We start from the raw sequence: 26,384 nt of genomic DNA, 5'->3' as shown, positions 1-26,384 counted from the left end.
ATAACGATGAACAAAGGAATTTGTACAGTTTCAGTGGCTGCCATTCGCGCAGAACAATCTCATCAGTCAGAAATGGTTTCGCAGCTTCTCTACGGAGAAACGATTGATATTCTGCAAACAACAGGAAAGTTTATGAAAGTGAAAATGCATTTTGATGGCTATGAAGGCTGGATCGATGCGCAACAAATTTCGAGCATTTCTGATGACTTTTTAACGCAAAGGAAAACGCAATTGGTATTCAATCCGATGCAAATGTATAACACCTCACAAGGTGCAATCTTGTTATCGATGGGAAGTGAAGTGAACTCTGATAACGCAAATCCATCATTTTTATCACAAGAAACGATTGCTGAAACGGCCAAACAATTTCTAAATGTCCCTTATCTGTGGAGCGGTCGAAGTTTTTTCGGAATTGACTGCAGTGGCTTTGTACAATTGGTTTATAAAACTCACGGGATTTCGTTGCCCAGAGAAGCGCAGCAACAATCGGAAATTGGTGATGTATTAAGTTTTGTAGAAGAAAGTAAACCTGGTGATTTAGCATTTTTCGAAAATGAAGAGGGATTGATCAGCCATGTCGGAATGATGCTTAACACGCAAGAAATCATACATGCCTACGGAAAAGTACGGATTGATGAAGTAGACTCCACCGGAATTTTTAATAAAGAATTGAATAAACATACCCATAAATTGCGGTTTTTACGCAGCATTTGATAGATCAAATAGATTGTTTATTTTAGACCGCAAGAAATATTTTGAATAATTATGAAAAAATTACCCTTTTACCTGAAGATTATTTCTTTTGTTCTGTTGATTTTTATCTGGGATTATATTTTCATCAATTATCGTAATTTGCCTTTATCGGTGCCGATTCATTTTGACTGGGATGGGAAACCCAATTTCTTTGTACCCCGCATTATGATTTGGTTTTTTGCAGGAGTTGCCACCTTTATTTACCTGTTGATTTTTTACTTATCCAAGAATATTAATTCTCCGCTGCTAAAGATGCCTCAAAACCTAAAAGAAGATTCTCTAAAAGCAGAGAAAATCGTGAGTGTGTATCATCTTATCATGATGATGATCTTAACCGTTATCACGTATGAAAGCATTGCAGTTGGTTTAGAAAAATATGATACGGTGAGTCCGTTGACCAACTATTTAATCATTTTGCTTTTTTTAGTGGTGCTCGCAATGATGATTTATTCCTACCAGATTTCAAAGAAAAATGGATCCCAAAATGCACTTCCTTAATGTTGTTTTATAATCTCTTCATCCGCTTGTTAATAGCCGCCATGAGAATTGGTGCCGTTTTTAATTATAAATTAAAAAAAGGTTTGGCTGGAAGGAGACAAAGTTGTGGTTTTGTGGAAAAAAAATTTTCTCCTGAAGATCGAGTGATTTGGATGCACGCTGCCAGTTTGGGAGAATATGAGCAAGGATTGCCTGTCTTGGAAAAACTGAAAGAAAAATATCCTACACACAAGGTTTTAATTACTTTTTTTTCACCATCTGGTTATGATCATGTCATCAAAAAAAACACAATAGCAGATGTAGTTTGTTATCTTCCCTTTGATACTGAAAAATGGGTAAAAGAGTTTATCTCTCATTTTAAAACAGAAATTTTCTTTACCGTAAAATACGATTATTGGTATCACCTTCTCAAAGAATTGAAAGCGCAAGGAGCGAAAGTTTATGTAGTTTCTGCCCTTTTTTATGAAACTCAAGTTTTCTTCAAAGCATATGGTAAGTGGTTTGTGAAGCAATTGAAAAAAAATGTAGATTTCTTTTTTCACCAAACGAAACATTCTACCGCATTGGCCAAAGGAATTGGTTTAAAAAACTCTTTAACTGCGGGTGATACAAGATATGACCGCGTTAGACAACTTCGTCTTAGAGATAATTCGGTGGAATTTATAGCAGCGTTTAAATTGGATCACAAAACAATCGTATTTGGAAGTTCCTGGGAAGCAGAAGAACGTCTAGCAGAAATGATTGCGGCGAAAAACAAAGATGTAAAACTAATTATTGCGCCACACGATTTAAAGAGAGTGGCTCATTTAAAAGAGCTTTTTCCAGCTGCAATTTTATATTCTCAGATTTCAGACAAACAATCGTTGCGTTATTTGAACGTTAAAATACTCATTATCGACTGTATTGGTTTGCTCTCAAAACTCTATTCTTACGGCGATTTAGCGATTGTAGGTGGAGGTTTTCATTCAAAAGGGCTACATAATATATTAGAAGCGGCCACCTTCGGAATTCCCGTTTTTTTCGGAGACCAGTATACAAAAAACCCAGAAGCCGACGAGCTCATCGCCAGAAATGGTGGTAAATCATTTGAAGATGAGTTTTTTGCCGCGCCATATCTTTTAGCATTATTAAAGGATGATGTTTCTTTACAAAAAATGGGAGAAAACGCCTTGAAATTTATTGAAGGACAGCCGGTTGCCTCGAAAATTATCCTGAGTAAAATTATTTCCGCTTAATTTTTTACATTCGTAAATACACGATTTAATCTACTTACATAATGAACACCTTATAATGATGGGATTTTTCAAAAATTTTTTCAAGATAGGTAAAGACATAGTAAAAACCCTAGAAGATAATTTTTTGGTCACCATTACTGATGAATTGGTTAAAGTAGAACATCCTGAAAGAAAAACGGAACAAATTTATTGGAAAAATATTGAACAGATTAAATTCATTAATACCGATGAAGGACCGTTTTTACCTGATGTTTGGTTAACTCTTCTTGGAAAAGAGGAAGGTTGTTTAATTCCACATGGTGCGAAAGGTTATGATGAAGTTTACGAAATCGTGTCAAAATATCAAGGGTTTAATTTTGAAAATGTAATCGCATCAATGTCTTGTTCAGATAACGCAGAATTTGATTTGTGGAAAAGAAAATAATTTCATTTGTAACCTTTTGGTTTTACTTGGACTCTATTACAATAGAACTCAATTTTTAAACCTTAAAAAATATTACAAAATGGAATCAACTGCAGTAAAAACCAGTGTTGCACCAATCTTTAACTTATTAAAACTTACCTTCACCATCGTTCCGATTGTGGCAGGTTTGGATAAATTTCTAAATATTTTGTGTGATTGGACACAATATATCAATCCTACTTTGCTCGATATGTTGCCGTTTTCTGGCGCAACTTTTATGATGATTGTCGGTGTAATCGAAACCGCAGCGGGAATTTTAGTTTTCTTAATGCCAAAAATTGGTGGATTAGTCGTTTCGGCTTGGTTAATGTTAATAGCTTTATCTTTATTAATAGGATGGAATTATGCCGATGTCGCTGTGAGAGATTTGGTAATGGCGGTTTCTGCATTTTCAATGGCAAGATTAGCATTAATTTTTGATAATAAAACTGTTGAATGAAAACACAAGCACAATATTCCGACGAGGAATTAATTCAGAAAATTTTACACCAGGAAACGGCACTTTTCGAATTGATTATTAGACGAAACAATCAATCCTTATATCGAATTGGGAAAATGTATCACTTCAGTCATGAAGATACGCAAGATTTAATGCAAGAAACTTATATTAAGGCATATACGCATTTGAATCAATTTCAAAATAGATCTTCTTTGAAAACGTGGCTTTCGAAAATCATGGTTCACGAATGTTATCGAAAATCACAGAAATGGGCCTTTAAAAATGTAGAATCATTAGAAAAAAATCCGTCGCTTTTTGCAAAATTAGGCAGTACAGAAACCTCCAATAAAGTCATGAACACAGAACTAAATACAGTCATCGAGAAGAGTTTGCTACACATTCCCGAAGATTACAGAACGGTATTTTTGCTGCGAGAAATCAATGGATTAAATGTTTTGGAAACCGCCGAGATTTTAGATATTACAGAAAGCAACGTAAAAACTCGTTTGAGCCGAGCGAAATCTTTCTTGAGAAAAGAGATTGAAAAAACGTATAACAAAGAAGAAATTTTCGAATTCAACCTCATTTATTGTGATGCAATGGTGGAAAGAGTGATGCAGAAAATTGTTTCCCAATAAATAAATAATTAGCGCAAAAATCCTTGCGCTTTTATTTTCTTTAAAATTAAATCGATGTCGTCTGGAATATGTTCTGGGTCGAACCAATCGAAATTCATTTTATTTTGAATCGCCAATCTTTCCAAATTTTTATTTTCTTTTATTTGATGCAGCACTTTTTCAAAGTCTTCTCTCAATTCTAAAAAATAATCGGAATCTAATTTTTTGGTCAAAATGAATGAACGAAAAAGTTTATTCAAAAGATAAATCTGCAATTTGTAAAAATCGCCGAATTTGGGTGTAAATTGTATGGTTTGTTCGATGAGTAAAAGATTCAGCGAAACTTCTCCAAATTTATCCGTCGTAATTTTTACGTGTTCCGTTATTTTCGCACTGGTTCGTCGAATGTTCGGTAAAAAATATTTCGTTCGTCCGTGTTTTTTTGCGGCGATTTCCACTTCATTTTTAATCAAAGTTTCCATTTGATTTCGCTTGTCATCCTGCGTTTCTTCATCGATGAGTTCGAAATAAAGACGGTGCGACAGAATGCGGTCCTTCTTCAACAAACGAATTATCAATTTGTCTTTTTCTTTTGCCGTAAAGTTCGAGAGCGCTTCTTTAAATTCTTTAGAATATTCCATTAATTAAATATTTTTGAATATTTTTTAAATCCATTAAACGCCCAATTTACGGTGTAGTACCAAGATTTCAGCGTAGAAAATTTCATATAATCTTTATAAACCAAATATTGATCTTTCATAATATTGGTTTTTTTTCGAGAAACGCTGCTTTCGTGCATTCTGTATTTCGCCATGGTTTTATTCAAAGGTTTTCCGACGGGAATTTTCTTTAATAAATTCAACCACATCACGTGATCTTCTCTTTTACTTCCGGAAGGGAAAAATTCTTTTCCAACCCTTTTAGAATCGTACATCGAACTTAATAAAGACAAACGGCAAGTCTTCAATAAATTGTGAAAAGTAACTTCTTTATCCGCTTTGAAATCTTCAATTTTCGGCTTCAAATCGTCATCACATCTCGAATAATTGGAATAAGCCAATTCTGCGTTTTCTTTTTTCATAAAGGAAATCATTTCCTCCAGAAAATTGGGTTCCCAAAAATCGTCGGCGTCCAAAAAAGTGATAAATCTTCCACTGGCTTTTTCCAGCGATAAATTTCTTGCATTTCCAGCACCACCATTTTTTTTAGATTCAATGAGAATTATTCGCGGATCTTGTATTTTTTTAATGATTTCAACAGAATTATCTTTCGAAAAATCATCGGTAATAATCCATTCCCAATCCGTAAAAGTTTGATGGAGAACAGATTCGATGGTTTGTTCTAAAAATTTTTCAGAGTTATAACAAGGAGTGATGATGGAAATTTCGGGCATTGTGTTTTTAAACTTTAGTTCGGTAAAATTACAATAATTAGTTTCATTCAAAAATTCATTTCAAAACCTTAAATTTGTGACTTATTTAAAATCAAGAAATGTTTTACGACCATCAATCCATCGACAAAAAGTGGCAGAAATTCTGGGAAGAAAATCAAACCTACAAAACCGAAAACAATAGCGAAAAACCGAAATTTTATGCTTTAGATATGTTTCCGTATCCTTCTGGAGCAGGACTTCACGTTGGCCATCCTTTAGGTTATATCGCTTCTGATATTTATGCGAGATACAAAAGACATCAAGGTTATAATGTTCTTCACCCAATTGGATACGATTCTTTTGGACTTCCTGCGGAACAATATGCGATACAAACCGGGCAACATCCAGCGATCACCACCGAAGATAATATTACGCGTTACGAGGAACAAATGCGTAGAATTGGTTTTTCTTTTGATTGGAGCCGAGAAGTTAGAACTTCGGATCCATCGTACTATAAATGGACCCAATGGATTTTTATTCAACTTTTTGATTCTTGGTATAATAAATCTACAGATAAAGCCGAAACAATTTCAGAATTAATTCATCATTTTGAAAACCATGGAACGCAAAATTTATCTGCGGTCCAAAATGATCAATTAAACTTTACCGCAGAAGAGTGGCAAAATGCTTCAGAATTAGATCAACAGGATATTTTGTTAAACTACCGCTTGGCATATCGAGCAGAAACAACAGTAAATTGGTGTCCCGGTTTAGGAACTGTGTTAGCAAACGATGAGGTGAAAGATGGAAAGTCTGAGCGTGGTGGTTTCCCTGTTTTCCAGAAGAAAATGATGCAATGGAGCATGAGAATTACTGCTTATTCCGAAAGATTACTGCAAGGTTTGCCTAATTTAGATTGGCCACAACCGCTGAAAGATGCTCAGGAATACTGGATTGGGAAATCTCAGGGAGCGATTGTTAGATTCAAAATCCAAGAAAATAGTTCACAAAATATTTCAGTTTTCACCACTCGTCCCGACACAATTTTCGGCGCAACTTTCATGGTTCTTGCACCAGAAAACCCTTTGGTTAAAAATTTAACGATTGAATCTCAACAAGAAGAAATAGAAAATTATATTGAAGAAACCTCCAAAAAAACGGAAAGAGATCGAATGGCAGATGTGAAAAATGTGAGCGGCGCTTTTACAGGAAGTTATGCACAAAACCCTTTCACCCTTGAAAAAATGCCGATTTATATTTCTGATTATGTTTTGATGGGTTATGGAACGGGAGCCGTAATGGCTGTTCCGGCCCATGATGAAAGAGATCATCGGTTTGCGAAGAAATTTAATTTACCGATTATCAATGTCATTAAAAACGAAATCGATATTCAGAAAGAGTCTTTTGATTCGAAAGATTCGGTGTGTGTGAATTCCGAATTTTTGGATGGTTTAAATTATGACGACGCAAAAACTTTAATTATTTCTGAAATCGAAAAGAAAAATATCGGTCACGGAACCACGAATTATCGACAAAGAGATGCTATTTTCTCCCGCCAAAGATATTGGGGAGAACCTGTTCCTATTTATTACAAAAATGGAATGCCGTATTCTTTGCCGATTTCTGCGTTGCCTTTGGAATTGCCGAAAGTTGAAAAATATTTACCGACAGAAGATGGAGATCCACCTTTAGGAAATGCGAAAATTTTTGCTTGGGATGAAAAAAATGAAAAAATTGTTTCTACCGACTTAATTAATAATGAAACTGTTTTCCCACTCGAACTTTCTACAATGCCGGGTTGGGCGGGAAGTTCTTGGTATTTTTTAAGATATATGGATCCAAACAACCAAGAGGTTTTTACCGATAAAAACCTTTCTGATTATTGGGGGCAAGTTGATTTGTATATTGGAGGAAGCGAACACGCTACTGGACATTTATTGTATTCCCGTTTTTGGAATAAGTTTTTGAAAGATCGAGGTTACATTAATGAAGAAGAACCTTTCAAGAAATTGATTAACCAAGGGATGATTTTGGGGATGAGTGCGTTTGTTTTGAGAATTGAGGGAACAAATCAATATGTTTCTAAAAGTTTATCGAAGGATCATCATGTTCAAAAAATCCACGTCGACGTTTCTTTGTTAAAAGGCGGAACAGATGAACTCAATATAGAAAAATTCAAAAATTGGCGTTCCGAATTTGCTGACGCTGAATTTATATTAGAAGACGGGAAATACATTACCGAACGCGAAGTCGAAAAAATGTCCAAATCAAAATACAATGTGGTCAATCCAGATGATATTTGTGATGAGTTCGGAGCTGACTGTTTGCGTTTGTACGAAATGTTTCTTGGTCCTTTAGAACAATCTAAACCGTGGAATACGCAAGGTTTGAGCGGAGTTTATGGATTCTTGAAAAAGTTCTATAATCTTTATTATAATGGAGATCATTTCGAAGTATCAGAGGAAAAACCAACAAAAGCAGAGTATAAAATTCTGCATACTTTAATTAAAAAAGTGGTGTTTGATATTGATCATTTCTCCTTTAATACCTCGGTTTCCCAGTTTATGATTGCAGTAAATGAATTGCAAAAACTGAAGACAAACAAGCGATCGATTTTAGAGTCGTTAGCGATTATCATCTCGCCATATGCGCCACATATTGCAGAAGAGTTGTGGAATAAATTGGGTTATGATGAATCAATCGAATACGCACCATTCCCAAAATTCGAAGAAAAATATTTGGTAGAAGATGAAATAGATTATCCCGTGAGCTTTAATGGTAAGATGAGGTTTAAACTAAGTTTGCCAGCATTGTTATCAGTTCCGGAAATTCAGGAAATTGTATTAGCGGATAATCGAACAATCGAACAATTGCAGGGAAATAATCCCAAAAAAGTAATCATTGTCCCGAAAAAAATAATTAATATTGTTCTCTAAAGTTAAATAGCAAAAAAATATTTATAATACAATCGAAAAAAAGTGAGGCGAAATTTTGCTGATTTTTTAACGGTATATTTGAATTTGGCCATAATAATCAGTAATTGATTCTATTTTTAAAGATATATCAATGGGTGGTCTTTATAACAGTAAAAAAAATAATTCTAATACTGCTCTAGTATTTGCATTATTAAATATTTTAACTTTATTTTACAAATCGAAAATTTAAAATAACAATTATAATTTAGTTTAGTATGGAAATGAATGTTTCAAACAACGAGGAGCAAGTAGTTGCTAAAAAATTAGGAGGTTTAAACCCTGCCTTAATACTGCCTATTCTTTTAGCGATAGGGTATTTAATCTATTATTTTGTTTTAGGAAGTCCAGGTAACTTCAAACCGGATCCTAGGTTAACAGGTGCATCAGTAGCATTATCTGATATCGAACTTAAAGAAGTTACACCAGAAGGATTTATGGGAATTATCTACATGGGTGGACCAATCGTTCCAATTCTTATTTCATTCATGATAATCGTAATCGTTTTCTCAATCGAGCGTGCTTTAGTTCTTAAAAAAGCTGCAGGTGCAGGTAACGTTGATAACTTTGTATTATCAGTTAGAAGATTGCTTAACCAAAACAAAGTAGATGAGGCTATCGAAGAGTGTGACAGACAACAAGGTTCTGTAGGAAATGTTGTGAAAGAGGGATTAACCACTTACAAAGCATTATCTCATGACTCAACCATGAATAAAGAGCAAAAAATGGTAGCATTGAACAAGTCAATTGAAGAGGCTACAACTCTTGAGATGCCAATGTTAGAGAAAAATATGATGATTCTTTCAACCCTGGGTACCGTTGCAACCTTAGTAGCACTACTAGGAACAGTAATCGGGATGATTAAAGCATTCCACGCATTAGGTTCAGGAGGTGGAACACCAGATTCAGCTGCATTATCAATCGGTATTTCCGAGGCTTTGATTAATACAGCTTTAGGTATTGGTACTTCTGCAGTTGCGATTATTTTCTACAACTATTTTACTTCTAAAATTGACGGATTAACGTTCAAAATCGACGAAATCGCAATGTCAATCCAGCAGTCGTTCGCAGAATTCCACTAAGAATTCGCTTACGATTGGAGCTCTTGAAAATTACGCAAGATCTCAAAATGCAGAAGTTTAATAAAAAATAATTTACAATGGCGAGAGTCAAACCAAAAAGACATAATATACGAGTAGATATGACGGCGATGACCGACGTTTCCTTTCTACTCCTTACGTTTTTTATCCTCACGGCTCAGTTTGCAAAACCTGACATCGAGACGATAACCACGCCATCTTCTATATCTGAAAAGCTTCTTCCGGACGCCAGTCTTATGACTATTCTAACGACCACAGACGGAAGATTCTATTTTACACCCGTGGAAAACGGAACCGAGCGAATTGCGCTCTTGGATAAAATGGGTGAGAAGTATGGTATGAAATTTACTGACGCAGAAAAAGTTGCTTTTTCTAATGTGCAGTCAATTGGAGTTCCGATGAATCAATTAAAAGGATTCTTGGACCTGCCGGATGATGAACGTAAAGCTTACAAAAGCAAAACGGGAATCCCAATGGATAGTACAAATAAACAATTAACAGATTGGGTACAACAAAGTTTAGCCGTAAATCCTGATTACAAATTAGCAATCAAAGGAGACGTGCAAACAGAATACCCTAAAGTTAAAGCTTTATTTGAGGGATTGAGAGATATAGACTTCTTGAAGTTCTGGTTAATAACAAGTCAAGAAACTGTAAAATAATATAAAGAAATGGCAGACGTACAAGTAAAAGACAACAGCGGGAAAGGCGGAAAGGTTCGATCGAAAAAATCGGTACCCCACGTAGATTTAACCCCAATGGTGGATTTGGCTTTCCTATTGATTACATTCTTTATGTTAGTGACGACTTTTAACAAACCGAATGTGATGGATTTAGGACTTCCGGCAAAACCGAAAGTAGACCAACCAAAACCACCAGATACTGAAATTGATTTAACAAACTCTATTTCTTTAATTATAGGGAAAAACAATAGAATTTTCTATCATCAATTATCAAAAGAAGAGCTTACAGAAGCAAATCTACAAGAAACTACTTTTGATAGAGAAGGGATTACAAAAGTAATCGAGCAAGCAAAAGCGAGAGCAAAAGATCCAGCGAAATTCACTGTGATTATTAAGCCATCCGATGATGCAGTATATAAAAATTTCGTAGATATTCTAGATGAAATGGCGATTACCAAAAATGAGATTTACGGTATTACCGATGTCAAATCTTGGGAAGAAGCGATTTATAAGAAAAAGGTAGGTGAAGCAGCCGCGACTCCTGAACCGGCAACCAACTAGAATAATACTTTTAATATTTAAAAGAAAGAATAATGGCAGAAGAAAACACTTACAACACGACTCCAACTTTGGATGAGATTGTATTTGAAAATAGAAATAAAGCGTATGGAGCCTACGATCTAAGAACCAATTATAGATCAATGCTTACCAAAGCTTTCATCCTTGGTACCCTTTTATTCTGTATTGCTGCAATTACCCCATTTGTGATAATGAAAATTAAACAAATGCAGGCAAAAGAAACAACGGAAGTAAATGCCAATTTAATTGACATTCTTCCGGAGCAAGAACAGATTATTGAACAACCAAAAGATGAACCACCTCCACCACCGCCACCACCAAAAGAAGAACCGAAAATTGAGGTCATTCAAAACGTGGTTCCGGAACCAGTGAAGGCTCCGAAAATTGAAACACCACCGCCGCCAATTTCAGAACAGTTGAAGACAACAACTGGAGTTGTGGCTCAGGAAGGAGTGAAAGCTCCAGCTTATCAACCACCACCGCCACCACCTTCAACTGGTAAAGTGCAAACGGTAGAAGTAAAACCACAAGTTTCAGAAACTCAGGTTTATACAGAAGTGGAGCAGTTAGCTGAATTCCCTGGAGGAATCAACAAATTTAGAGCGAGTGTTGGAAATAACTTTGATACTGGAGTAATGGATGGAGACGAAGGTACTGTGAAAACAACGATTACTTTCGTCGTGGAGCGAGACGGTTCAATTACTGATGTTAAAGCAGATGGTTCTAATAAAACATTCAACGCTGAAGCAATCAGAACAGTAAAATCCGTTAAAAATAAATGGTCTCCTGCAAAAATTGATGGTAAACCTGTACGTTATCGCTACAGATTACCGCTAACCATGCAGTTTGAATAATATTTTTAATTAAATGTAGAGAAAAGAGAAGTGAAAGCTTCTCTTTTTTATTTTTTTTGTAGTTTTGTGGAATATGATATTTAATTGGCTTTCCATCGTTGCTGGGTTGTTCTATCTCTTGTTAGGGATAGTCGTAATTATTTACAAATTTTTCGTCATTTTTTTAGAACCTAATGTTGCGTATGCTTTAGGTGGCTTGTTCATTCTGTATGGCGCCTTCAGAATCGTACGTTCAATCTATAGAATCAGAGAACAGCGAAATGAAAAGTAATCTAATTTTAATGCTAAGTCTTTTTGTACTATTGTTATCATGCAAAAAGAAAGCGGGTCGTGTAGTTGATAGCCCACAACAAGGTGAAATATCAATGCAAGTTGATGAATCCTTCGCCAGTGTTTCCCAAGCCCTGACGGAACGCTATATGGCGCATTATCCAAATACCAAGATCAATTTAGAAATTAAGAAAGAGGATTTCGCCTTTCTAAATCTCTTAGAAGGAAAAACACGGGTAATAGTAATGTCCAGGGAATTAAGCGAAGACGAAAAGAAAGCCTACGAAAGAGAAACAAACCTAGATTGGTTGCCCGCAAGATTTGCTGCAGATGCAGTGGTATTTATTGTGCCGAAAAATTCTACACGAGAAACCATCACCATGGAAGAAATTAAGCAGGAACTTGGGAATGACCAAAAAAATATTATTTTTGATGGAACCAATTCGAGCAACCTAAATTTCGTAGCACAAAAATTAAGTACAACTCCGGATAAATTACAATTTTCCATCATTAATGGAAATAAAAATTTAATCGAACAGCTGGACAAGTTTCCAGCAAAAATTGGGGCAATCAGCTTAAATACCATAAGCAGACCCTATGATCCAGAATCTGAAACATTACGAAATTCGGTTAAGATTTTAAAAGTCATTAAAGACAACAAATCGTACGAACCTCGTTTAGATAATTTAGCGAATATGTCGTATCCATTTTCACGAGTATTGTACTTTCTTACCAATGAAAGGTATTTTGGTTTAGGAAATGGGTTTATTCGGTTCTCCTGTACACAGTTAGGGCAGATCGTAGTATCAAAAGAAGGTTTACAACCGTACTACATTTTCAAAAGAGAAGTTCAAATGCGTTAATTTTTATTAAATTATACGCAGGTTAGAATCACCAGTTATTTTTGGTATAAAAATTGGGTGTTATAGAATTGACAGTGATTATAAAAAATTTAAACAATTTAAAATGAAAGATATAATGAATTTAACCAAGAAGATTGCCTTCGGGGTTTCAGTAGGTTTTTTGTCTAATTTTGCTTTTGGTCAAACTTTGCAAGAAGGAATTAATAGTGCCGATAGTCATAAATACGCGCACGCAAGACAAGTGTTTACAGAAATGATTGCAAAATCTGCAACAGCAGAAAATTATTTTTATTTAGGAAACTCGTATTTAACGCAATTTGAACCAAGTTTTGATAAAGCACAGGAAAATTTCAATAAAGGTTTGGAAGCAGACAAAAAAAGCTACCTTAACAAAATTGGTTTAGCATCTGTTAAATTGGGAAAAGATGATAAATCTGCAATTGCAGAAATTAAAGAGATTGTTAAAGATTCGAGAGAGAAAGATGCCGAAGTTCTTTATAGAGCAGCAGAAGCACTAACCTTATTCGGTGGAGCCGCAAATGCTGACTTGGCAATTGAGTTTCTAAATAAAGCCGTAGAAAAATCTGCAAAGAATGGTACACCTGCTCATTATTATTACACCCTGGGTGATGCTTATCGTTTAAAGTTAACAAACAGTCCGCAAGTAGCTGGCGCAGCGATGACCGCCTACGAAAAAGCACTTCCAAGTGCAAAAAATAAAGCTTCTGTTTTTACCAGAATCGGTACCCTTTGGATGCAAGCTCAAAAATGGCAATTTGCGAAAGAAAATATTGATAAAGCAATTCTATCCGACCCAACCTACGCGCCTGCCTATAAAGCGAAGGCTGGTTATGATATCAGATATCAGCAGAATGCTCTTGCAACACAAGATTTGATTAACTATGCTAAATATGCAGATGAAGATCCCTACACGCAGTTAGAAATTTCTAAACTATTCTTTACCAATGAAGATTACGCAAACTCTAAAATGTATTTAGATAAAGTGTTCGACAAAGTTGATGATCCAATCAAATATAAACTTAGAGCATATCTACTTTACGCTGATGGTGATTATACTGGCGCAAAAAATAGTATGGACTCTTTCTTGGCAAAAGCAGAAAAGTCTAGAGTACTCGCATCCGACCAAGGATTGAAAGGACTTATCGCAGCAGGCTTAGCAAAAGATGAAAAGGATCCGGTTAAAAAAGCAGCCTTGCTTACCGAATCGCAGCAAAAAATTGCGATTGCAAAAGCAGCTAAAGATGAAACCATGAAATGGGATGACGAGTTGATTAAAATAAAAGGCGGTGGCGGTGTTAACCAAGCATCGGTTGACGCCGGCGCAACAAGTCCAGAAATTGAAGCCTTAAAAGCGTTGGTTGCAAAAAACCCACAAGATACAAATACCCTTTTTAAATTGGCGAATGCCTATCAAGAAGTTAAAAACTGGAATGGAGCCATTCTTTCTTGGCAAAAAATGAGCGGATTGTTGCCAACATGGGCACCTGCTTATTACAGTCAAGGATATGCATACCAACAAGCTGGGAACAATGAATTGGCCATAATCGCTTATGAGAAATATATTGATACGCTGAAACCAGAAGAAGTAGAGACTAATAAAGAAGTTTTGTCCTATGCCTATTTTGCAGTAGCATATTTGTCAAAAGATAAAAACCCTGCCAAAGCGAAAGATTATGTCAGCAAATCAGTGATGTTGAATCCAGCTTACCAAGATGCAGTTAACTTGAACAATCAATTAAATCAATAAAATTTAATAGCATACACAGTGTCCCATTCGCTAGAGTGGGACATTTTTGTTTTAATGAGCCTTTCGGAAGATGAAAANCTGTGTTTCAGTAGTTTAATTTTTAGTTTGTATTTATTTAGCAATAATTAGTAAAATAATTTGTGAGAAAAGATAAGTAGAATTACATTTGCATCACTCTAAAAGGGAGTAGCGCAGGAGATCAGTAAGTAATATTGTAAAGGATTAATTTTATTATTTTATTTACATAAAGCTTGCGGATTAGAATAAACTTCTTATCTTTGCAATCCCAAATCGAGAGATTGGGCAGCGAAGTAGGGCTTTTAGGATAATGTTTATGGTTAGGGTTTATTGGTTACTAAAAAAACTTTTAAATTTCATCAACAAACATTTGGTCATTAAGAAAAAAGTTTATATTTTTGCACTCGCAATTCGGGACAAACGACAGAAAGAGTTTCCGGAGTACTGCGAGAAGAATAGAGATCATTGACATACAAATAACAACCAAAAAAGTAAGGAAAAATTAGAGCGTCAATAACTTTGAGTGAGTCAGACAAACATACAATGGAGAGTTTGATCCTGGCTCAGGATGAACGCTAGCGGGAGGCCTAACACATGCAAGCCGAGCGGTATTCTGGATTTATTCAGGAGAGAGCGGCGTACGGGTGCGTAACACGTGTGCAACCTACCTTTATCAGGGGAATAGCCTTTCGAAAGGAAGATTAATACTCCATAATATATTAGATGGCATCATTTGATATTGAAAACTCCGGTGGATAGAGATGGGCACGCGCAAGATTAGATAGTTGGTGAGGTAACGGCTCACCAAGTCGATGATCTTTAGGGGTCCTGAGAGGGAGATCCCCCACACTGGTACTGAGACACGGACCAGACTCCTACGGGAGGCAGCAGTGAGGAATATTGGACAATGGGTGAGAGCCTGATCCAGCCATCCCGCGTGAAGGATGACGGTCCTACGGATTGTAAACTTCTTTTGTATAGGGATAAACCTCTCTACGTGTAGAGAGCTGAAGGTACTATACGAATAAGCACCGGCTAACTCCGTGCCAGCAGCCGCGGTAATACGGAGGGTGCAAGCGTTATCCGGATTTATTGGGTTTAAAGGGTCCGCAGGCGGGCCGATAAGTCAGTGGTGAAATCTCGTAGCTTAACTATGAAACTGCCATTGATACTGTCGGTCTTGAGTAAATTAGAGGTAGCTGGAATAAGTAGTGTAGCGGTGAAATGCATAGATATTACTTAGAACACCAATTGCGAAGGCAGGTTACCATGATTTAACTGACGCTGAGGGACGAAAGCGTGGGGAGCGAACAGGATTAGATACCCTGGTAGTCCACGCCGTAAACGATGCTAACTCGTTTTTGGGGCTTTACGCTTCAGAGACCAAGCGAAAGTGATAAGTTAGCCACCTGGGGAGTACGTTCGCAAGAATGAAACTCAAAGGAATTGACGGGGGCCCGCACAAGCGGTGGATTATGTGGTTTAATTCGATGATACGCGAGGAACCTTACCAAGACTTAAATGGGAAATGACAGGTTTAGAAATAGATCCTTCTTCGGACATTTTTCAAGGTGCTGCATGGTTGTCGTCAGCTCGTGCCGTGAGGTGTTAGGTTAAGTCCTGCAACGAGCGCAACCCCTGTCACTAGTTGCTAACATTCAGTTGAGGACTCTAGTGAGACTGCCTACGCAAGTAGAGAGGAAGGTGGGGATGACGTCAAATCATCACGGCCCTTACGTCTTGGGCCACACACGTAATACAATGGCCGGTACAGAGGGCAGCTACACAGCGATGTGATGCAAATCTCGAAAGCCGGTCTCAGTTCGGATTGGAGTCTGCAACTCGACTCTATGAAGCTGGAATCGCTAGTAATCGCGCATCAGCCATGGCGCGGTGAATACGTTCCCGGGCCTTGTACACACCGCCCGTCAAGCCATGGAAGCTGGGGGTACCTGAAGTCGGTGACCGTAACAGGAGCTGCCTAGGGTAAAACTGGTAACTAGGGCTAAGTCGTAACAAGGTAGCCGTACCGGAAGGTGCGGCTGGAACATCTCATTTTTGAGACTCTTCGTTAGGAGAGTATAAACAAACAACACGGTACTTTATGTACCAGAGCACTTGCTCAGAGTTAGCTTTAATTTTTTCTTATTTTCACGGTTGCTTATTTAAACATATACCCACTAGGATTAGTATCAAGGGAACAGAGAGACATGAGATTATGAGATATGAGATTAAGAGATGAAAGTCTCCAATCCTATTATCTAAAAATCTCTAATCTAACAGAGTCTCGTAGCTCAGCTGGTTAGAGCGCTACACTGATAATGTAGAGGTCGGCAGTTCGAGCCTGCCCGAGACTACTAATTAATAAGACGGGAGACAGATAGATAAGAGATAATAGACTATTAATAAGTCTCATGTCTCAAATCTAACAATCTCTAAGTCTACACTAGCGGGGAATTAGCTCAGTTGGCTAGAGCGCCTGCCTTGCACGCAGGAGGTCAAGGGTTCGACTCCCTTATTCTCCACACTTGTACCCATTATTTAAATATAAGGTACAATGTACAGGATAGTCCGAGAGGATTAAACAAATAGTTACAGCAATGTAGCGAAAAGCTTCTGAAAGGAAGCAAGCATAGAAGATATTTACATTACAAAAGAGAGAATGATGCCTAAATGAGGCGAGGCTGACTAAGCGATTAGTAAGTTTGATAGGCTCGGGACCTATATATTCACAGTATTGCGACTTTAATTTAAAAGTTACGGAAAGAGCCAAAAACAATTTCTGTTCATTAAAGGAATAATAAGAGATAAGATCATTGACATAAACGATAAAAACATCACAAAGAGAAAACCGCGCACTTTCGAGTGCCGAGTTTAAATAAAACTAGTTTAACAGCAATGTTAGACAAAAAACTGAACTAATATATTATTAGGAAAGAAATCGTTAAGGGCGTATGGCGGATGCCTAGGCTTTCAGAGGCGAAGAAGGACGTGGTAAGCTGCGAAAAGCTGCGGGGATCGGCACACACGAATTGATCCGCAGATGTCCGAATGGGGCAACCCGGCTGGTTGAAGACCAGTCATCTTGATGTTTACATTGAGAAGCAAACCCGGAGAACTGAAACATCTAAGTACCCGGAGGAAAAGAAATCGAAGAGATTCCGTAAGTAGTGGCGAGCGAACGCGGATTAGCCCAAAAGTCTTTATATGTTTAGAAGAATGTTCTGGAAAGAACAGCCATAGACGGTGATAGCCCGGTATTTAAAAGGCATACATAGATGATAAATGAGTAGGGCGGGACACGTGAAATCCTGTTTGAATATGGGGGGACCATCCTCCAAGGCTAAATACTCCTGAAAGACCGATAGTGAACAAGTACTGTGAAGGAAAGGTGAAAAGCACTTCGAATAGAAGGGTGAAAGAGAACCTGAAACCGTGCGCCTACAAGCGGTCGGAGCCCACAAGTTGGGTGACGGCGTGCCTTTTGCATAATGAGCCTACGAGTTAATTTTACTAGCGAGCTTAAGTACTTCAGGTACGGAGGCGGAGCGAAAGCGAGTCTGAATAGGGCGCTTAGTTAGTAGTATTAGACGCGAAACCTTGTGATCTACCCATGGGCAGGTTGAAGCTTTGGTAACACAAAGTGGAGGACCGAACCGGTTGACGTTGAAAAGTCTTCGGATGACTTGTGGGTAGGGGTGAAAGGCCAATCAAACTGGGAGATAGCTCGTACTCCCCGAAATGCATTTAGGTGCAGCGTTGCGACAAGTTTATTAGAGGTAGAGCTACTGATTGGATGCGGGGGAGTCAAATCCTACCAATTCCTGACAAACTCCGAATGCTAATAAATGTTTCGCAGCAGTGAGGGCATGGGTGCTAAGGTCCATGTCCGAGAGGGAAAGAACCCGGACCAACAGCTAAGGTCCCCAAATCTATACTAAGTTGAAATAACGCGGTTGAACTGCATTGACAGCTAGGATGTTGGCTTGGAAGCAGCCATTCATTTAAAGAGTGCGTAACAGCTCACTAGTCGAGCGGTTCGGCATGGATAATAATCGGGCATAAGTATAGTACCGAAGCTATGGATTTATAATTTTTGAATTATATCTGGTAGGGGAGCATTCTGTTTGCACAGAAGCGGAATCGTGAGGTTCCGTGGAGCGGACAGAAAAGAAAATGTAGGCATAAGTAACGATAAAGGGGGCGAGAAACCCCCTCACCGAAAGAATAAGGTTTCCTCAGCCATGCTAATCAGCTGAGGGTTAGTCGGGACCTAACGCGAACCCGAAAGGGGAAGTGGATGGACAATGGGTTAATATTCCCATACTTGCTCACACTAAAAAGGGGACGGAGTGCCGTACTTACTGGAGACTGACGGAATAGTCAAGACCTAGCCTTCGGGCGAAGTTGTTGTAGGGAAAGTGCTTCCAAGAAAAGCCGAAGTGAAGCAACTCGTACCAAAACCGACACAGGTATTCGAGGAGAGAATCCTAAGGTGCTAGAGTGAATCATGGTTAAGGAACTAGGCAAAATAGTCTCGTAACTTCGGAAGAAGGGACGCCAATAGCAATATTGGCCTCAGTAAAGAGGCCCAGGCGACTGTTTATCAAAAACACAGGACTCTGCTAAATCGAAAGATAATGTATAGGGTCTGACACCTGCCCGGTGCTGGAAGGTTAAGGAAGGTTGTTAGGGTAACCGAAGCAATTAACTGAAGCCCCAGTAAACGGCGGCCGTAACTATAACGGTCCTAAGGTAGCGAAATTCCTTGTCGGGTAAGTTCCGACCTGCACGAATGGTGTAACGATCTGGGCACTGTCTCAACCATGAGCTCTGTGAAATTGTAGTCTCGGTGAAGATGCCGAGTACCCGCAATGGGACGAAAAGACCCTGTGAACCTTTACTATAACTTCGTATTGACTTTGAATAAACAATGTGTAGGATAGGTGGGAGGCTTTGAAGCTGGCACGCTAGTGTCGGTGGAGCCAACGTTGAAATACCACCCTTTGTTTATTTGGAGCCTAATCTCGTCTTGAACGAGAGACATTGCGTGGTGGGTAGTTTGACTGGGGTGGTCGCCTCCAAAAGAGTAACGGAGGCTTTCAAAGGTACCCTCAGCACGCTTGGTAACCGTGCGTAGAGTGTAATGGCATAAGGGTGCTTGACTGTGAGACCTACAAGTCGATCAGGTGCGAAAGCAGGACATAGTGATCCGGTGGTTCCGTATGGAAGGGCCATCGCTCATAGGATAAAAGGTACTCCGGGGATAACAGGCTAGTCTCCCCCAAGAGCTCATATCGACGGGGAGGTTCGGCACCTCGATGTCGGCTCGTCACATCCTGGGGCTGGAGAAGGTCCCAAGGGTTGGGCTGTTCGCCCATTAAAGTGGCACGCGAGCTGGGTTCAGAACGTCGTGAGACAGTTCGGTCTCTATCTATTGCGGGCGTTAGATGTTTGAGAGGGCTTGAATCTAGTACGAGAGGACCGATTTGAACAAACCTCTGGTGTATCAGTTGTTCCGCCAGGAGCACCGCTGAGTAGCTACGTTTGGAAAGGATAAGCACTGAAAGCATATAAGTGCGAAACCTGCCTCAAGATGAGACATCTTTTAAGGGTCGTTGGAGATGACAACGTTGATAGGCTATAGGTGTAAAGGCAGCAATGTCATAGCCGAGTAGTACTAATTACCCGTAGATTTATTGCCTAATTAAGGCACTCGACAGTGCAACTACGGTTGTCTCTTTGTGAACGTTTTTATCGATTTTTTATAAATAGACATTAGATTTATAGACATAAGACACGAGACCATAAAATCTCAAATCTATCATCTTTAAATCTCCTATCTAATAAAACAGCCTTTAGGGTGGTTTTAGCAGAGGGGCTCACCTGTTCCCATTCCGAACACAGAAGTTAAGCCCTCTAGCGCCGATGGTACTGCTAACGCGGGAGAGTAGGTCGCCGCCAGTCTTTTTTTAAACCTCAAACATCTAATTGTTTGAGGTTTTTTTATGCTGTAAATGCAACGGAAATGACCAAGATACTAAGAATTTTAGACCAAGAGAGCAGAGTCTAAGATAAGAAAGACAAATCGATAATAGACGATGGACTTCCAATAGAGTAGTTTATGAAAATGCAGTTTAGTTCAAAATCTATTATACTATTTTTAATGATGAATACTCACTATTTTTATCTTTTAATGATCTGAATCTCGTCTAGAATATATTGTATTTTGTCTGATGATACAGGGATTTGATCACCAGAATTTAATTCTAAACTACCACCATCTGACTTATTAAGTGCAACCACGTTTTCTAAATTTACAATATAGGATTTATGAACTCTTAAAAAGCCATTATTCGGACAGAGAATATCTTCGAAATTTTTTAGATTGCGGCTCACTAAGTTTTTAGCGCCTGTAACACAATGTACTTCAGAATAAGATCCTTCTCCCTTGATATAAAGTATTTTGGAGGTTTCTAAAAATATTAGGGAATTTCCTGAAGGAACTGCTATTTTTCCGATTGTTTTTTGATTGATATTTTCTTTTAAGATTTTCAAATTTACGTTTTTCTGATGTTGCTTTTGTAATCTTTTGATCGCTGCTACTAATTGATCTGGATTAATAGGTTTCAATAAGTAATCAATTGCAGAAAATTTAAAAGCTTGAATCGCATATTCGTTATATGCAGTTGTAAAAATTATCGAAAAGCGAACATCATCTTCGTCGAAGAAATCTAATAATTCTAATCCGCTATGTCCCGGCATTTCTATATCCAACAATACCAAATCTGGATTGTGTTTTCTTATCGCTTTTACTCCTGTGGGCAGATTTTCGCATTCAGCTACTATTTCTATATCAGGACAGTATTCATTCAAAAGTAATTTTAAGGTCACTCTTGCTCTTTTTTCATCATCAATTATAATAGCTTTCATTTCCAGGTGTTTTTAATAATATTCTTTAAGGTAAATCCATTTTAATACGATACGGGAATTTTAAATATAACAGTTGTGCCCGCTGATTGTTCTAATAGATTTGTCTTGTCTATAATCTCAACCGAGATCACTCGATGGGTATATTGATTCAGCAGGTCTATTCTGTTTTTAGTTGCCTCTGTTGCGAACGAGATGTGGTTTTTATTTTTTATAGCATTTAGTTCAGCACTTTTTTTCCTACCGATCCCATTATCATCTATAATTATTTTCAAGATGTCTTTTGTTTTTTCAAAATTGATGATCAATTCTTTTTTTCCTTTCTTATGTAGTAATCCATGTTTAATCGCATTTTCCAGGTAAGGTTGTAATAACATGGTTGGAATCTTAATGTGCTCATTCTCCGACGTGCAATTGCTTGTAATTTTGTAATCAAAATCCTCTTCAAAACGCGCTTTTTCAAGATCTAAATATAATTTTAAAGTTATAATCTCATCGCTCATTGCAATTAAATCTTTCTCTGTCATTTCTAAGATCGTTCGGGTAAGATTGGAAAATTTTGATAGATATTCTACCGCTTGTTTTTTTTCGTTGGAAAGTATATAAGATTGCAAGGTATTCAGAGCATTATAAAAGAAATGTGGATTCATCTGAGATTTTATTGCTCTTAATTTTGATTGATTTACATTTTTTTCTAAATTGATTTTATCAAACTCTATTTTATTTTTCTTTTTCAAATTAGAAATTTTATATTTATAAATGCTATATAGAGCCAAAATACCTAGCAAAGCCATTACCAGTAGAAATATGCTACTTAACCAAAATGGCTTTTTAATAGTGAATTTAATTGTTGTAATTTTCTTATCATCAATTTTGAGCTTAATATTATAGCCATTGGGCGATAATGAAGACAATATTAAATTTCTATTTTCTGCATCTAATGGGTTCCATTTAGAATTGTTTATAGTATATAATACCTTGAATTTTTCGTTCGGGATATGTGAAAGGACGGTGAAATTAATCTTAATATTATTTTCTGTGTAGGACAATTCGGTGTAATCATCTAATAGTTCTCTTTCATCATTAACCGTTATTTTGTTGATGAATAATTGAGGCGCAGGATTCGTTTTATCTTTAGTAGTCGCTTTTACGATGATTCCTTTTGAAGAAGCAAAATAGTACTTGGAATTCAGAATTTCGACATCGGAAATGGTGATGTCTTTTGTTAAAGTTATTATTCTTTTTATTTTATTATTGTCAAGATTAATTTCATAAATATCGTTACTCGTAAAAACAAATAAAAATTGATCTTGGATTTTTATCTTTTCAATTTGATCGGGAATACGATTGTTAAGGAATTTAGATAAATCAACTTGATTTGATGGACTTACCGTATAAATTTTTGAATTGCTTGAAAAACCATAAAGAATTCCGTTGTACTGAGCAATGCTGGTTAAGTAAATTGTTTTATTATTATATTTTATTTCTTCTTCTTTCTTCTTAGAAAAGGCAATTAAACCGTTATTTGTTGCGTAGTATATGGTTTGATTCTTCGGATTAAATAGGGTTGATTTTCCGTTGCGATAGGGAACTAAATTTGTTTTTGAGAAATGGTCGTTCGTTGTGCTAGGATAATTATCAAATACAACATCCCAACTGCTATTTAATTGATTATTGATCGTAAATACTCCAGAAATACTACTTGCCGCAAATGCAAAATACTTCTCATCGATTTTTGCGATTGATTTCACAGCGCCAACTTTTAATTCTTTTGTTTTTTGCCCGTTAATTTGTTTGAAACTGGACGAAGTTAAGTAGGTAATTCCTGAGGGGTCATCATGAAATAATTGAGTGACACCGTGATTGAGTTTACCTTTGTAGTCTCTTTTGTAACTGTAATTATTCGGGTCTATTTTGAACAAAGCATCTCGCTCAACACCCACCAAAAGATCGGTTTTTGTTCTTGATAAAAGGGTGGGCTTAGACGGAAGTTCGATAATTTTTGTATCGAAGTTCTCGATGAAATAAACCCCTTCATTAAGGGTAGAAATCCAATAATTATTCTGTTTGTCCAAATAAATAAATGAAATATTTTTGTCTGTAAAATAATTTTTAGATTCGTGAGTTTTGGAGTTGTACTGGATCAGTCCTTCTGTTGTACAAAGCCAAAGTGTGTTTTTTGTGGTGGCTAAATTTTGATTGAAAAAGACCGGGAATTTAAACTGGTTTTTTATGAATTTTCCATTTTCAAAATAGCAATAATTATTGCCTAATTTAGAAATGATTGCAATTCCAGTTTCTGTCTTTTGAACAATCGGAGCATGAAGTTCTTCTCGAAAACCCTTCGGATAAGGGTAGCTATTTACGCTTCCATCGTCGTCAATTTCATACAGCCGATCATCAAGAACATATAGCTTATCACTGGTTCCATAAACATATTGCAAATATTCAAACTTTATCTTTATTTTTCTGATTGGTTTTAGTGTTTTCAAATCATAGAAAACGACTCCATCAGATTCCAATATCATTAGATGTTTGCGTGTAATTCCGTATCGGTAGTATCCTATTGGTTTAGATTGTTTTAACGCTTTTAGCTCATCATTTTCAACATAATAAAGAAAACCGTCAAAGTTTTCGTACCAAATTCGTCCGTATTGATCTTCTTGAATGCACGATCCTGATTTAGAAGTTTGAAAATCAGCCGTATAAGTTTTGGTAAAGTTTCCATCGTACTGGCATAATCCCTCACCGGAAGCAAACCACATAAACCCTTTACTATCCTGAAAAATATCATAAATACTATTAGAAGGTAAACCCGACGTATTGTCAATGGAAATGTAATACGGATTCTGCGCAAACAAGAATCCAGTATTCATTAATAATATAAAAATCAACTTTTTCAGAACTGTATACTTTTGAACAAATATAAAGAGAAGTATTCATTCTTGTCATCTGAGTTAATGAAACCCTGTTTATAATTAACGAAACCCTCTTTAAAACCAATAAGTTCTTAAAAGTCTCTTCATTATTTCCTCTCAGTTGTTTTTTTTACATTAACTCAAACGCATTGTTGGTGAACTGAAAATAGGGTTTCGCCAACTGGTTGTAAAATTTCTGAATAGATTAAAGTATGTTTGAATTTAAATCAATAAAATGAAAACAAAACTACTTTTACTCTTATTATCGGTTACAACGCTTGTGAATGCACAAGTTAATTTCTTTGAAGATTTTGATTCTGCTTCTCCAGATCTAACGGGTTGGGTTTATACTGGCTTTCTTGTAAACAATACAGAGCCCTGTTCTGGGACCAAATCTTTGGTAAAGGATTTTGTGGCGACTGGTTCTACCGGAAGAGTAACCACTAGAAATTATGTTTCTAATGGAAACCAGATCATTTTTAAGCACAAATACAAAATGAAAAAGACTGCAACTGGTAATAATCCGCAAGCAAATCATCGGGTAGATATCTCTGTGAATGATGGACCACTTATCAATGTTTATAATGCCAATGGTGGATTTAGTCAATTTTGCGGTAATCAAGCGCAAGTGGTGATCCCAGCAAGTGCGGTACCCGCTGGATCTAATGTGAAAATAAGCGTGGAGTACGCCCAATATGATAACAACTACAAATTGACTTTAGATGATTTTTGGGCAACACAAGCACTCAACTATGCCGCTCCGTCGATTACCAATGTTAGTGCTGTTCCAACGGCTTTAAGTTCTAAAATAGTATATACTTTGAATGCCAATAATGCGAATACAACATCGATCATAAAGTATGGATTAACGAGTAGTGCTTTAACGAGCCAAATAACTGGCTTTACCGCTACAGGCGACGCGGATGTTTCTGGTGACGTAACAATTTCTGGCTTATTGGCCAATACGCAATACTTTTATAGGGTAGAAGCTACCAATTCAGAAGGATCCACAGTTGGGACAATTCAGGATTTTACGACATCCAATCCGGTATCTACGGAATATAATTTCAATGGAACTTACAATAATACGGCAGGATCTAATCCTTTTAATTCAGGAACATTTGTAGATGATCGTAATTCTGTAGCGGCAAGTGCAATGAGCACCACTGGTTCCAGTGCGACTATTCCTTCTAATTTATTACCTTCAGGATCAAGCGATCGTACCATCTCTATTTGGTATAAAACAAGTACGAATGCAAATTATCCTGAGATTTTTTCTTACGGTAAAAATGTCAATTCTCAAACTTTTGGTCTTTATTTGAGTTCAAAAGGAAGTCCAGTATTTTATGCTCATGCGAATGATCATGATTTTGGTGGAATATATCCAGCGTCAACTTGGCGACATGCAGCAATTACTTATGATGGTGTTTTGGTGAAAATGTATATCAATGGAGCATTAGTCGGAAGTAAAGCTTATACACTAAACACTGTGCTTGCAACCAATTCTTTTAGATTCGGTCAATTATCATCATCTACGCATGCTTATGATGATTTGAAAATCTACAATTATGTATTGACAGATGCAGAGATTGCCAATTTGTATTCCAATAATACCACTTTAGCAACCGCTGAAAATGTTGGGAAAGATGCAATCGCTTCTATCTACCCAAATCCAGTAAGGGAGGTGCTGAATATTAAAAGCAGCATCAATATCAAAGAAGTTCAAGTTTTCAATTCTTTGGGTCAAAAAGTTTTACAAGGAAAAGGAATGCAAATCAATACCTCTAAATTGAAAACCGGAGTTTATCTGATTCGTATCACCAATTTAAAAAATGAAGTCACCACCAGTAAATTTATTAAAAATTAATTTGTGTTTATTTATTTAAAAACAAAGAGTATCGTAAGGGTGCTCTTTGTTTATTTTGAATGGTTCGCTAACTAAATAAAGAGGTTCTACTAGAATGAAAAAATTGTGATTACACCATAGAATTCAATATTCGTATGCTGCATTGTATTGGCAAGAGAGATAAAAAGCGACATACAGTAATTTAG

18 protein-coding genes, 2 tRNA genes and 3 rRNA genes are annotated in these 26,384 nt (G+C 37.0%); 19 read left to right on the top strand and 4 right to left on the bottom strand.

Features of this window, described 5'->3' with window-relative positions; genetic code table 11:
• The first annotated feature begins 6 nt into the window (after positions 1-6).
• The 6 genes from QWY78_RS06575 to QWY78_RS06550 all read left to right on the top strand — a co-directional run bounded on the left by QWY78_RS06575 (position 7) and on the right by QWY78_RS06550 (position 4,026).
• The gene (locus QWY78_RS06575) at positions 7-714 is read left to right on the top strand and encodes a C40 family peptidase (RefSeq protein ID WP_290217756.1); all 708 of its coding nucleotides are present in this window, start codon (positions 7-9) and stop codon (positions 712-714) included.
• Between the two features lie 51 nt (positions 715-765).
• Entirely contained in the window at positions 766-1,251 is a 486-nt protein-coding gene (locus QWY78_RS06570; RefSeq protein ID WP_290217754.1) for a DUF1648 domain-containing protein, read from the top strand.
• A complete protein-coding gene (locus QWY78_RS06565; RefSeq protein WP_290217752.1) occupies positions 1,251-2,486 on the top strand; it encodes a 3-deoxy-D-manno-octulosonic acid transferase in 1,236 nt (411 codons plus the stop codon). The genes QWY78_RS06570 and QWY78_RS06565 overlap by 1 nt, the downstream gene beginning before the upstream one ends.
• A gap of 55 nt (positions 2,487-2,541) precedes the next feature.
• Positions 2,542-2,910, top strand: coding sequence for a hypothetical protein (locus QWY78_RS06560; protein ID WP_290217750.1), 369 nt, complete (start codon positions 2,542-2,544; stop codon positions 2,908-2,910).
• Positions 2,911-2,989: 79 nt separating this feature from the next.
• Positions 2,990-3,388, top strand: a complete 399-nt coding sequence (locus QWY78_RS06555; RefSeq protein ID WP_290217748.1) for a hypothetical protein — start codon at positions 2,990-2,992, stop codon at positions 3,386-3,388.
• Positions 3,385-4,026 (top strand): sigma-70 family RNA polymerase sigma factor, encoded by a 642-nt coding sequence (locus QWY78_RS06550; RefSeq protein WP_290217746.1) that lies wholly within the window; start codon positions 3,385-3,387, stop codon positions 4,024-4,026. Before QWY78_RS06555 ends, QWY78_RS06550 begins: the two co-directional genes overlap by 4 nt.
• 8 nt (positions 4,027-4,034) lie before the next feature.
• Here QWY78_RS06550 and QWY78_RS06545 read toward each other — a convergent pair whose 3' ends face one another.
• Together QWY78_RS06545 and QWY78_RS06540 are read right to left on the bottom strand one after the other, a co-directional pair.
• Positions 4,035-4,646, bottom strand: a complete 612-nt coding sequence (locus QWY78_RS06545; protein WP_290217744.1) for a deoxyuridine 5'-triphosphate nucleotidohydrolase — start codon at positions 4,644-4,646, stop codon at positions 4,035-4,037.
• Positions 4,646-5,398 carry a glycosyltransferase family 2 protein gene (locus QWY78_RS06540; protein ID WP_290217742.1) on the bottom strand — a complete coding sequence of 251 codons (753 nt, stop codon included), beginning with the start codon at positions 5,396-5,398 and terminating at the stop codon, positions 4,646-4,648. The genes QWY78_RS06545 and QWY78_RS06540 overlap by 1 nt, the downstream gene beginning before the upstream one ends.
• A gap of 98 nt (positions 5,399-5,496) precedes the next feature.
• Between QWY78_RS06540 and leuS the strand changes: the two genes are divergently transcribed.
• The 12 genes from leuS (at position 5,497) to rrf (ending at position 20,451) form a co-directional block, all read left to right on the top strand.
• Positions 5,497-8,313, top strand: a complete 2,817-nt coding sequence (gene leuS / locus QWY78_RS06535; RefSeq protein ID WP_290217740.1) for a leucine--tRNA ligase — start codon at positions 5,497-5,499, stop codon at positions 8,311-8,313.
• A gap of 254 nt (positions 8,314-8,567) precedes the next feature.
• The gene (locus tag QWY78_RS06530; RefSeq protein WP_290217738.1) at positions 8,568-9,431 is read left to right on the top strand and encodes a MotA/TolQ/ExbB proton channel family protein; all 864 of its coding nucleotides are present in this window, start codon (positions 8,568-8,570) and stop codon (positions 9,429-9,431) included.
• Positions 9,432-9,508: 77 nt separating this feature from the next.
• On the top strand, positions 9,509-10,111 hold the full coding sequence (locus QWY78_RS06525; protein ID WP_290217736.1) for an ExbD/TolR family protein: 603 nt from the start codon (positions 9,509-9,511) through the stop codon (positions 10,109-10,111).
• 9 nt (positions 10,112-10,120) lie between these two features.
• The gene (locus QWY78_RS06520; RefSeq protein WP_290217734.1) at positions 10,121-10,693 is read left to right on the top strand and encodes an ExbD/TolR family protein; all 573 of its coding nucleotides are present in this window, start codon (positions 10,121-10,123) and stop codon (positions 10,691-10,693) included.
• A gap of 32 nt (positions 10,694-10,725) precedes the next feature.
• On the top strand, positions 10,726-11,565 hold the full coding sequence (locus tag QWY78_RS06515) for an energy transducer TonB (RefSeq protein ID WP_290217732.1): 840 nt from the start codon (positions 10,726-10,728) through the stop codon (positions 11,563-11,565).
• A 260-nt stretch (positions 11,566-11,825) separates the two neighbouring features.
• Entirely contained in the window at positions 11,826-12,698 is an 873-nt protein-coding gene (locus QWY78_RS06510) for a PstS family phosphate ABC transporter substrate-binding protein (protein WP_290217730.1), read from the top strand.
• 103 nt (positions 12,699-12,801) lie between these two features.
• A complete protein-coding gene (locus QWY78_RS06505) occupies positions 12,802-14,466 on the top strand; it encodes a tetratricopeptide repeat protein (protein WP_290217728.1) in 1,665 nt (554 codons plus the stop codon).
• Between the two features lie 558 nt (positions 14,467-15,024).
• Positions 15,025-16,542 (top strand): 16S ribosomal RNA (locus QWY78_RS06500).
• A 225-nt stretch (positions 16,543-16,767) separates the two neighbouring features.
• Positions 16,768-16,841: transfer RNA gene (locus QWY78_RS06495), tRNA-Ile, on the top strand.
• A gap of 94 nt (positions 16,842-16,935) precedes the next feature.
• Positions 16,936-17,009 (top strand) — tRNA-Ala (locus QWY78_RS06490).
• 409 nt (positions 17,010-17,418) lie between these two features.
• Positions 17,419-20,188: ribosomal RNA gene (locus tag QWY78_RS06485) — 23S ribosomal RNA — on the top strand.
• 155 nt (positions 20,189-20,343) lie between these two features.
• Positions 20,344-20,451, top strand: a 5S ribosomal RNA gene (gene rrf, locus QWY78_RS06480).
• Together the 16S, 23S and 5S rRNA genes with 2 tRNA genes alongside form the textbook arrangement of a ribosomal RNA operon.
• Before the next feature lie 219 nt (positions 20,452-20,670).
• Here the strand turns inward: rrf and QWY78_RS06475 are convergent.
• Both QWY78_RS06475 and QWY78_RS06470 read right to left on the bottom strand, forming a co-directional pair.
• Positions 20,671-21,417, bottom strand: a complete 747-nt coding sequence (locus QWY78_RS06475) for a LytR/AlgR family response regulator transcription factor (RefSeq protein ID WP_290217727.1) — start codon at positions 21,415-21,417, stop codon at positions 20,671-20,673.
• A gap of 41 nt (positions 21,418-21,458) precedes the next feature.
• The gene (locus tag QWY78_RS06470; RefSeq protein ID WP_290217725.1) at positions 21,459-24,290 is read right to left on the bottom strand and encodes a sensor histidine kinase; all 2,832 of its coding nucleotides are present in this window, start codon (positions 24,288-24,290) and stop codon (positions 21,459-21,461) included.
• 277 nt (positions 24,291-24,567) lie between these two features.
• On the opposite strand from QWY78_RS06470, the gene QWY78_RS06465 reads away from it, so the two are divergent.
• Positions 24,568-26,199, top strand: a complete 1,632-nt coding sequence (locus QWY78_RS06465; RefSeq protein ID WP_290217723.1) for a LamG-like jellyroll fold domain-containing protein — start codon at positions 24,568-24,570, stop codon at positions 26,197-26,199.
• Positions 26,200-26,384: the final 185 nt, after the last annotated feature.

This window comes from Kaistella yonginensis (genome assembly GCF_030409525.1).
Lineage (GTDB): Bacteria > Bacteroidota > Bacteroidia > Flavobacteriales > Weeksellaceae > Kaistella > Kaistella yonginensis.
Note: the sequence above shows the minus strand (reverse complement) of the source record. Positions and strands in the feature narration are given on the sequence as shown.